Source organism: Capnocytophaga sp. oral taxon 380 str. F0488 (assembly GCF_000318255.2).
Classification (GTDB): domain Bacteria; phylum Bacteroidota; class Bacteroidia; order Flavobacteriales; family Flavobacteriaceae; genus Capnocytophaga; species Capnocytophaga ochracea.
The window spans coordinates 1-9,430 of sequence record NZ_KB291230.1 but is presented as its reverse complement, the minus strand read 5'-3'; the positions used below and the strand labels follow the sequence as shown (position 1 = coordinate 9,430).

General features: G+C 39.5%; 7 protein-coding genes. All 7 read right to left on the bottom strand.

From position 1 onward, the window contains the following. Positions 1–654: 654 nt before the first annotated feature. Positions 655–2,973 (bottom strand): penicillin-binding protein 1A, encoded by a 2,319-nt coding sequence (locus HMPREF9078_RS09735; RefSeq protein WP_009420512.1) that lies wholly within the window; start codon positions 2,971–2,973, stop codon positions 655–657. Positions 2,974–3,002: 29 nt separating this feature from the next. Then, positions 3,003–3,491, bottom strand: a complete 489-nt coding sequence (locus HMPREF9078_RS09730; RefSeq protein WP_009409915.1) for a gliding motility lipoprotein GldH — start codon at positions 3,489–3,491, stop codon at positions 3,003–3,005. Next, entirely contained in the window at positions 3,478–4,788 is a 1,311-nt protein-coding gene (locus tag HMPREF9078_RS09725) for a regulatory iron-sulfur-containing complex subunit RicT (protein WP_009420511.1), read from the bottom strand. The genes HMPREF9078_RS09730 and HMPREF9078_RS09725 overlap by 14 nt, the downstream gene beginning before the upstream one ends. A gap of 226 nt (positions 4,789–5,014) precedes the next feature. Next, positions 5,015–5,698, bottom strand: a complete 684-nt coding sequence (locus HMPREF9078_RS09720) for a uroporphyrinogen-III synthase (RefSeq protein WP_009420510.1) — start codon at positions 5,696–5,698, stop codon at positions 5,015–5,017. 57 nt (positions 5,699–5,755) lie between these two features. Beyond that, positions 5,756–7,300, bottom strand: coding sequence for a ribonuclease E/G (locus tag HMPREF9078_RS09715; RefSeq protein ID WP_002670818.1), 1,545 nt, complete (start codon positions 7,298–7,300; stop codon positions 5,756–5,758). A gap of 187 nt (positions 7,301–7,487) precedes the next feature. Then, positions 7,488–7,802: an HU family DNA-binding protein gene (locus tag HMPREF9078_RS09710; protein ID WP_002670816.1), complete on the bottom strand. Its 315-nt coding sequence runs from the start codon at positions 7,800–7,802 to the stop codon at positions 7,488–7,490. Between the two features lie 227 nt (positions 7,803–8,029). Then, complete coding sequence (locus HMPREF9078_RS09705) at positions 8,030–9,259, bottom strand: 3-phosphoshikimate 1-carboxyvinyltransferase (RefSeq protein WP_034543476.1); 1,230 nt, start codon at positions 9,257–9,259, stop codon at positions 8,030–8,032. Positions 9,260–9,430 lie beyond the last annotated feature (171 nt).

The window sequence follows — 9,430 nt, the reverse complement described above, 5'->3', positions numbered from 1 at the left end:
ACGAATCTTGGACGATTGGTATAGAAAGGGTATACAAGTAGTTGATTAATACTATAATACAACGATTAAAAAGTGCTAAAAATGAGGTTTCGAGGCGAAAGAAAGAGGAATAGGCAATAGGCCTTAGGCCATAGGCAATAGGGGGGAGTATGACGGAAAAGCGAGAATGTAGCGACGGAGAAGGGAAGAAATGACGGTGTGAGCCGCACAGGCGGCTAAAATTAATAAATGAGTTAATTAGCAAATTAGCAAATGGGGGCGGGAGAATTAAATAATGTAGATTTAGAGAGCTTATAGAAAAGACGAACAAAGAACGAACAATGAGTGTCTCTACAGTGGCTCTACAGTGGCTCTACAGTGGCTCTACAGTGGCTCTACAGTGGCTCTACAGTGGCTCTACAGTGGCTTTACAGTGGGTTTACAGTGGGTCTACAGTGGGTCTACAGTGGGTCTACAACGAACAAAAGACGAAGAAAAGACGAACGATGAACGAAGAAAAGACGAACAAATTATAAACAAAAGGCGAAGAAAAAGTGAAGGTAAGTTAAAGCTAAGATAGGGATAAGAAGAAAGTTCGGTTGTATTTATCAATGCAAAAAAAAGGGGATACCAACGCAAAAGCGAAGATATCCCTTTTTTTAATATATTTAATGATTAAAAATCGATAGAGGTATCGTCTTCTCCAGAGTCTTCTTCTTTCTCCTTGCTACAATCTATTTGGATTTGTACATTCTGAGGAGCAGGGAATGCAGCTTTGGAAACAGCTAAGTCAGCATCGGCATAACACTTTTTCATATAGTATCCCCAAATAGGTAGAGCCATTGTAGCCCCTTGTCCATAAGCCATACTACGGAAGTGTACTGCACGGTCTTCGCCCCCTACCCATACGCCTGTTACAAGATTAGGCACCATTGCGACAAACCAACCATCGCTGTTGTTTTGGGTAGTACCGGTTTTACCAGCTATGGCATTGGTAAATTGATAAGGATAGCCAGTCATCACATTTTTATATACAGCGTTGTAACTATCAGCTCCTTTGGTACGCAATCTCGCGCCTGAACCGTAGCGAGTAACACCTTCCAAAAGATTTACTACCGCACGAGCTACTTCGGCATTTACTACATCGTGCGTTTCAGGAGTATTTTCGAAGAGTACTGTACCGTTTTTATCTTCAATACGGGTAATCAGTACAGGTTTTACATATACGCCTTCATTGGCAAAAGTACCGTAAGCACCTACCATTTGGAAAACAGTAGCATCAGCAGTACCTAAGGCGATGGAAGGAGCTTGAGGCATATTGGAAGTAATCCCTAACTTTTTCACTAAGTTAATGACAGGAAGAGGACCTACTTTATCCATTAAATTCACCGTAATAGAGTTTACGGAGTTTGCTAATGCATATTTGAGAGTCATCATCTTACCGGTAAAGTTACCTGTGGAGTTACGCGGACACCACGCTTGCAGGTTACCATATTTATGGGCTTCTACACAAGTTTGTATATCGGGCAGCTCTAAACAAGGAGAATAGTGGAGCTGGTCAATAGCTGTGGCATAAACAAAAGGTTTGAAGGCAGACCCAGTTTGGCGAGCTCCTTGTATGACTTGGTCGTATTGGAAATGTTTGTAGTTAATACCACCAACCCAAGCCTTGATATGCCCTGTTTGGGGTTCCATAGACATCATTCCTGTGCGCAAAAAAGCCTTGTAGTACAGTATAGAATCGCGAGGGGTCATTACAGTGTCTTTCTCACCTTTCCAACTGAATACGCGCATATCGGTCTTTTTATAGAAAGAGTCGCGGATTTCCTTTTCGGAATAGCCTAAATACTTTAAGTGAGCCCAGCGATTAGAGTTTTTCATTGCCTTTTCAATTAGGGCTGCGTACTCATCTTTTGAGACCTTCACGAAAGGGAACATAGGGTTCTTTTTAGGGTTATTTTCGGCGTCGAAAGCCTTTTGTAGTCGTTGCATATGGGCTTTAACGGCAGCCTCAGCGTAGGCTTGCATCTTAGAATCGATAGTAGTGTAGACTTTTAGTCCATCGAGGTATAAGTTGTGCTTGGTACCGTCTGGCTTAGGATTGTTTTCAATCCAGGTTTTCATATAAGTACGCAAGTATTCGCGGAAATAGGTAGCCAAACCGTCGTTATGGCTCTCAGGAGTGAATTTAATTTTTAAAGGCAGTTTTTGTAGAGAGTCTTTTTCCTCTTGAGTAATGTAGTTGTTCTTTGCCATTTGGGCAAGTACTACATTACGCCTATTGGTGACGCCTACTTTATTTTTCACTGGATTATAAAGAGCGGAGTTTTTAAACATTCCGACCAGCATTGCCCCCTCTTCTATCTTGAGGTTTTTAGGTTCTTTATCGAAGTAAATTTTGGCAGCTGAGCGTATACCATCGGCATTGTTATTAAAGTCGTAGACATTAAAGTACATTGCCAATATTTCTTCTTTGGTATATTGTTTCTCGAGACGAGTAGCAATAACCCATTCTTTTATCTTTTGAGTATAACGCCCTAAGCCTCTTTTCTTTTCTTTATGGAAGAGCTGTTTAGCCAACTGTTGGGTAATAGTTGAAGCCCCTCCTCTGCTACCAAAGAAAAACATTGCGCGCAAGGTGCCACGTACATCGATGCCTGAATGCTCATAAAAGCGTTCGTCCTCGGTAGCAATAAGCGCATCGACTAATGATTTGGGCAAATCTTTAAACTTAATAGGGGTACGATTCTCGTCTAAATAGAATTTTCCTAAGGATTTACCATCGGCGGTAATTATTTCGGTAGCTAAATTGGTTTCGGGATTTTCTAAGTGTTTGAAGTCAGGCATCTCGCCTAATAGTCCCAAAGACGCTGATAAGAACAGCAACATAATTGCTACAATTCCACCAGCAAAGATATACCAAAACCATTTTACGACGGGGCTTATACCCTTTTTGGTTTGACTATTGTTTTCTGTGTCGTTTGTTTTTTTCATATCTTATTTATTAGTTTATCAATGAAAGTTTACTTTCTGTTTTTTACTTCCTCAACTCTTAATCCTACTTCAGTAATTCCTTTGAGCACAGGCACGCCGTTGTTATCGCCTATTTTTCGCATTGCTTGTTCTATTTTTATGAGATATTTACCTTTAGTAGGGAATGTGAAATTCTCTTTATACCACAATTTACTCTCTTTTACGGCTGAATAGCCATAGCCTAACCACTTACCTTCGGGGGTAGCCATTTCGTACTCCAAAGTGTCTACAATTACTTTATTGCTGTTAGGCAATTCCATTTTAGTAATGAGAAACAGATTGCTGAACTCATAATGTTCGTCATTTCGGAGCATTATAAAAAGGTTCTTCTTTGCTACTGTGTCGTTTTCTTCTAATTCAAAAAACATAGGTTTATGCTGTTCCCAACCATTAGGTAAGGAAACATATTGGCTATATTCCACCCCACTATGGCAAGAAATAAGCAAGGTAAAGAAGGTTAGCAGGCTAAGAATTCTCATCTTTCGGTGTATTGTCGTTATTATTAACTTTTTGTTTGTTTTTATAATTAGGGTTCTTTTTGTTATTCCCATTGGTATAATGAGTATTTTTAGGTTTCGCTTGTGGCTTTTGAGCTTGTTTTTCGTTTGCTACTTCTGCATTGTTATTGTTTTTCTTAGCTCCTTGATTGGACTGTGATTTCAGTTGTTTAGAGGAGTTATTATTGTTACTTTGAGCAGATTTAGCATTCTTTTGACCTCCTTTATTGTCCTTTTTATTGTTGCGTTTGTTCTTTTTGCGCTTAGGAGTATCGAAACGGGTGATGCTGTCTTCTTCTACCGGAGCGAGTTCAATGCCCTCATATACTGAGGTACTCTTACGAGAAGACAAATCGGTTACAATGGCGTATTCTTCGAGTTCCTCGATAGGTTCGCCGTTTTTATTGATTTCTAAGATTTCTTTTACACTATCTACAGATAGTTTGTGCCAAGTAATAGGGTTTTCATCATAAGTGAACCACATTAATCGCTTAAAGATGTCTATCTTTTGACAAGTAGCCATACCGCGTTGTGTATGGAGTTTTGTATCGGTTCTTGGGAAGTCTTGCAGAGCATCTAAATAAGTATCGAGCTCAAAGTTTAAGCAACATTTTAGCTTACCACATTGCCCTGCTAATTTCTGTGGATTTAAAGAGAGTTGCTGATAGCGGGCAGCCGAAGTAGAAACACTTCTAAAATCGGTAAGCCAAGTAGAGCAACACAATTCGCGCCCACAAGAGCCTATACCGCCCAAGCGAGCTGCCTCTTGACGGAAACCTATCTGGCGCATTTCTATACGCACTGAAAAGGCTTTTGCCATATCCTTAATGAGTTGGCGGAAATCTACGCGTCCTTCAGCTGTATAATAGAAAGTAGCCTTAGAGCCATCACCTTGAAATTCAACATCTGAGATTTTCATTTCGAGTCCTAAGGCAATAGCCAACTCGCGTGATTGTTTTTGTACTTCAGTCTCTTTGGCACGTGACTGTTGCCACACATCTATATCGTGCTGATTGGCTTTGCGGTATACGCGGGGCAAGTCGCCTTCCCAATCTATTTTTCGCTTCTTCATTTGCGAACGCACCAACTCACCTGTGAGCGTTACTACCCCCACATCGTGACCTGAGGGAGCTTCGGTAGCCACGACATCTCCTATTTGCAGAGGAAGCTTGTCGACATTGCGGAAGTACTCCTTCCGACTGTTTTTAAAGCGTACTTCCACGCAGTCGAAAAACTCTTGTCCACCAGCTAATTGAGTATTAGCAAGCCAATCGAACACTGAGAGTTTTACACTCCCAAAGCTACTGGCTCGACAGTTGGATATACACCCTTTTTTTGTATGATTGATTGTGCAACTATTGCAACTCATTTTCCTGTTTATTATGTTAATAGTGTTTAGGTAATATACTACCTCAATCGGCAAAAATACAAAAAAATATAATTAGAGCAACAATGTTTAGTGATTATTTTCTTTATTTTTAGGATTATTACCTTAATATAGTCTTTTATTTTAGGTTTATAGACACTATTTCTAAAAGAGATTTCACAGTAGGAATAGGAGGGAGGATTATATTTTCAGTTTGGTTTTTAAATCTGTTTTTTACGGCTTCGGCGGTAGTTTTACCTATACAAAATATCTGTTGTTCAGCTGTGAGGGTATTGTGCGAGCAGTAGCTTTCTACTCCCGACGGACTGTAAAAGAGAATAGCACTTGCGTTCTCTTTTATCTCAATAGGAGTATATTCAGTTTTATAAGCGGTGATTTCTTTTACTTTTAAATTGTTTTCAACAAAGAAGTTGGGGAGGGTATTAAGGCGTTGAGTACCTGCAAAGAATGCGATAGAGGTAAGTTTTTTTAAGGAAGTTAAGTTTTGCTGTAAATGTTGAACCAAATCAGAGGCATAGTGGGCAAAATGCAATACATTAAACCCGTTTTGAGTGAGTAGTTGTTGAGTTTGCTCACCTACACAAAGAACAGGAGTCTCTTTTAAGGTAGTTGCCAAAGGGTGTTGCGATAGGCTCTTCACTGCATTTTGACTGGTAACAATGAGCAAGTCGTAGGGCGGTGTGAGGCTCATTGTTATAGGGCTTACAGTGATAAAGTTGTGTTCGATGAGGTGTATAGGAAGAACTGAAAGGATTGCTTTCTGTTCTTGGGATAAGACTTTTGTAGAGACGATGGTTTTCATATTTGTTATTTAATAAAAAAACTCGGTGAGTATTGCTACGCACCGAGTTTGGTAATGTTAAAGAGGGGTTCCTTCATTGGTTTTGAAGCGATACTCTAAATAAGTATAGGCATCGCGCGGTAGGATTTTTATCCATCGCTTGTATTTCAAGAACCACTTGAAACGGATAGAGCTAAAGAGCCCTTTGGTTAAATAAGCAGCTATAAAAGGGTGCGCATTTAGCACGATACGTCCTTTATAGGCTTCCTCCTTAATAATGCTTTCAAGTTCTATATTGATTTTATCAATTAGAACGATAGGCGCTTCGATTTCGCCTTCTTTGCTTGGATTCTCTTCTTTTGTTTTGATGTTTAGTTCTTGGCGCACTCGCTGGCGTGTGATTTGTATCAGACCGAACTTGCTCGGGGGCAAGATTTTGTGTTTAGCACGGTCTTCGGCCATTTCGTTGCGCAAGTGGTCGAATAATACACGGCGGTTTTCGCTATTGCCCATATCGATAAAATCGACGACGATGATACCACCCATATCACGCAATCGAAGTTGTCGTGCGATTTCGGTAGCAGCGATGAGGTTTACGGATAGCGCGGTGGTTTCTTGGTCGTTATTTTTATTGGAATGGTTGCCACTGTTTACGTCTATCACGTGTAAGGCTTCGGTGTGTTCTATTACGAGGTAAGCTCCTTTTGGCATCGATACGGTGCGACCGAAAGCCGTTTTGATTTGTCGCTCAATATGGAACTTTTCGAATATAGGCACTGATGAGTGATAGAGTTTTACGATATTCTCTTTCTCAGGAGCAATTTCTTGTACGTATTTTTTTATCTGTTCATAGAGTTGCTCATTATCTACGTGAATACCTGTAAAGGAATCGTTGAACATATCGCGGAGGATAGCCCCCGTTTTGTTCACTTCACTCATTACCTTAGAGGGAAAAACCGCTTTTTGAATTTTTCGGCACATCAAAACCCAACGATTGAAGAGACTTTGCAAATCCTTGTCGAGTTCCGCTACTTTTTTACCTTCGGCTACGGTGCGTACAATCACACCAAAACCTTTGGGTTTAATGCCTTGCAAGAGTTTACGCAAGCGTTCTTTCTCGGCTTTACCTTCTATTTTCTGAGAGATAGAAATGCGGTCAGAAAAGGGAACCAGCACGAGGTAACGACCTGCGATAGAGAGTTCTGAGCTGATACGAGGGCCTTTGGTGGAGATAGGTTCTTTTACTATCTGTACCAGTATAGGTTGATTAGGTTTAAGTGTTTCGGCTACAGAACCATTTTTATCGATATCGGGTTCTAAGGGAAAATCTTTAAGAGAAAAGTCTTTTAGTTTTCCAGAGATTACCCATTTAAGGAACTTCAGTAGAGAAGCTAATTGAGGACCTAAGTCGTGATAATGCAAGAAGGCGTCTTTTTCGTGACCTACGTTTACAAAAGCTGCATTGAGCCCCTGTATAGGTTTGCGCACCTTAGCGAGCATTATATCTCCTACTCCTAAGCCGTTAGTATCTTCTTCTTTATGAAGTTCGATGAGCCTACCGTCTCTGAGCAAAGCAAAATCTACGTAAGAGGAACCAGAACGAATGATTAATTCTTTGTCCACTTTGTTGGATTTTAGTTAAACAATACTACTTTAAAGCGAAAAAGTAGTTAAAAACTACTTTTTCTTTTTGTGGCGATTAGCTCTCGCTCTTTTTTTGCGTTTGTGGTTAGCCACTTTATGTCTTTTTCTTTTTTTTCCGCTTGGCATAACTTAATTATTTAATATATTGTGATTTATTAATACAATGTTATTTTTTCGCTTTTTTATCAGTTTTAGCTACTTTTACCTTAGCTTTAACTCCTTCAACGAATACTTTTGCAGGCTTAAATGCAGGAATGTTATGAGCGGGAATTTTCAAAGTGGTATTCTTAGAGATGTTACGTCCGGTTTTTTCAGCTCTAGTTTTGATAATAAAGCTACCGAAGCCTCTAAGATATACGTTTTGACCACTTTCTAATGTGTTGATTACTTCGTTCATAAAGTTTTCAACCGTTAGTTGAACGTCGTTTTTATCAAGACCCAACTTGTCGGAAATCTTTGATACAATTTCTGCTTTTGTCATCTTTATATTGTTTAATTAATAATATTCTCTAAATCCTTTCAGCGTGCAAAGGTACAAATTAATTATTTAATAAACACTATGTTAGAACAACTTTTTTTAGTTTTTATTTTTTAGTGTTTGATAATTAGTTGTTTAAAACATTGTTTTCTAATGTTTTACGATTAAAAAATACTTTTGTCGTATTGTGGTAGATTTTTATGTTACTGATTGAAAATAAGTTTTAACAATTATCTTTTAACTGTAAGCTGTGCTACGTCGTGCCAAAAAGAGGGATAGGATTTGCTCACAACTTCTTTATCGGTTATTTCGAGGGTAGTTTTTAGCATCAAAGGTGTGAAAGCCATTACCATTCGATGGTCGTTATAAGTAGCAATGCTAATGCCAGAGCGCAAGTGTGGGCAAGGTGCTAAATGCAAGCTGTCGTGAGTAGTACTTACATCGGCTCCTAACTTTCTCAGTTCGGTTTGTAATGCTTGAAGGCGGTCGGTTTCTTTGATTTTAAGAGTGTGTAAGCCTGTTAGATGGCACTCTAAGCCCATTGCTACACAAGTAACGGCAATGGTTTGTGCTATATCAGGGGTGGCATTTAGGTTATACTCGAAACGCTTTTGTTGAGGTTCAGCTACTTTTTCAATGGTTAATTCATTACCTTTGAATGAGGAGTGCACTCCAAAAAACTCATAAATAGTTTTTAAGGCACTATCACCTTGCAAGCTATGCGATTTAAAATAGGACAATGAAAGGGTGGTGCCTATGGGCGATAAGGCAACAAAAGCATACCAATAGGAGGCGGAAGACCAATCGGATTCTACTTCCCAACTGTTATGTAGTAAGTTTTTTCCGTTCATTGTGTTTACCTTTATAGTATTGGCTTTAAACGACACTTGCTCTTGTCCTATACAATGAGCTAAGAGATTGGTAGTCATTTTTAAATAAGGCAGAGAGGTAACTTCGCCTTCCAAATGCAAGGTGAGTCCGTTAGGCAAAGCAGGAGCAATAAGCAATAAAGCTGAGCTGTACTGACTGCTGACGTTGCCTTGGATATGTACTTCGTTGTTAATAAGCTTTTTGCCTCTTATATATATAGGTGGAAATCCTTCTTTTTCAGTATATGTAATATCGGCACCTAACTGTTGTAATGCATTTACTAATAGGTGTATGGGTCTTTCTTTCATTCGGGGGGAACCTGTGAGAAGCACTTCTTTGCCCTGTTGTATTGCAAAATAAGCGGTGAGAAAGCGCATTGCAGTACCTGCGTGATGAATGTCTACAACTTCTGTATGAGAGCTAAGAGCTTGTTGTAGCAGTAGGGTATCATCGGCAGTGGAGAGGTTTTGCACAGTGAGTTCAGGGAAGAGCGCTTGCAATATAAGCACTCTATTGCTTTCGGACTTGGAGCCTGAGAGCAACAAATGTTTTCCTGACTGTAATGTGGAATGAGGTAATTGTATGTTCATAAGGTAAAAGATTAATTTAATGGTTAATGGTTAATGGTTAATGGTTAATGGTTAGCGGGATAGATGTTTAATAGGGTGCAAAGGTAGGGAATAATGCTGATAAAACCAAAAAAGCCAATAATGCCAAGAATACCAGGAATGCCAATAATGCCAATAATGCCAATAATGCCA

Bases quoted from the DNA above. Each gene is read 5' to 3' on its own strand.
- HMPREF9078_RS09735 (WP_009420512.1), bottom strand. From the start codon at position 2,973: ATGAAAAAAACAAACGACACAGAAAACAATAGTCAAACCAAAAAGGGT.
- HMPREF9078_RS09705 (WP_034543476.1), bottom strand. From the start codon at position 9,259: ATGAACATACAATTACCTCATTCCACATTACAGTCAGGAAAACATTTG.
- HMPREF9078_RS09730 (WP_009409915.1), bottom strand. From the start codon at position 3,491: ATGAGAATTCTTAGCCTGCTAACCTTCTTTACCTTGCTTATTTCTTGC.
- HMPREF9078_RS09720 (WP_009420510.1), bottom strand. From the start codon at position 5,698: ATGAAAACCATCGTCTCTACAAAAGTCTTATCCCAAGAACAGAAAGCA.
- HMPREF9078_RS09710 (WP_002670816.1), bottom strand. From the start codon at position 7,802: ATGACAAAAGCAGAAATTGTATCAAAGATTTCCGACAAGTTGGGTCTT.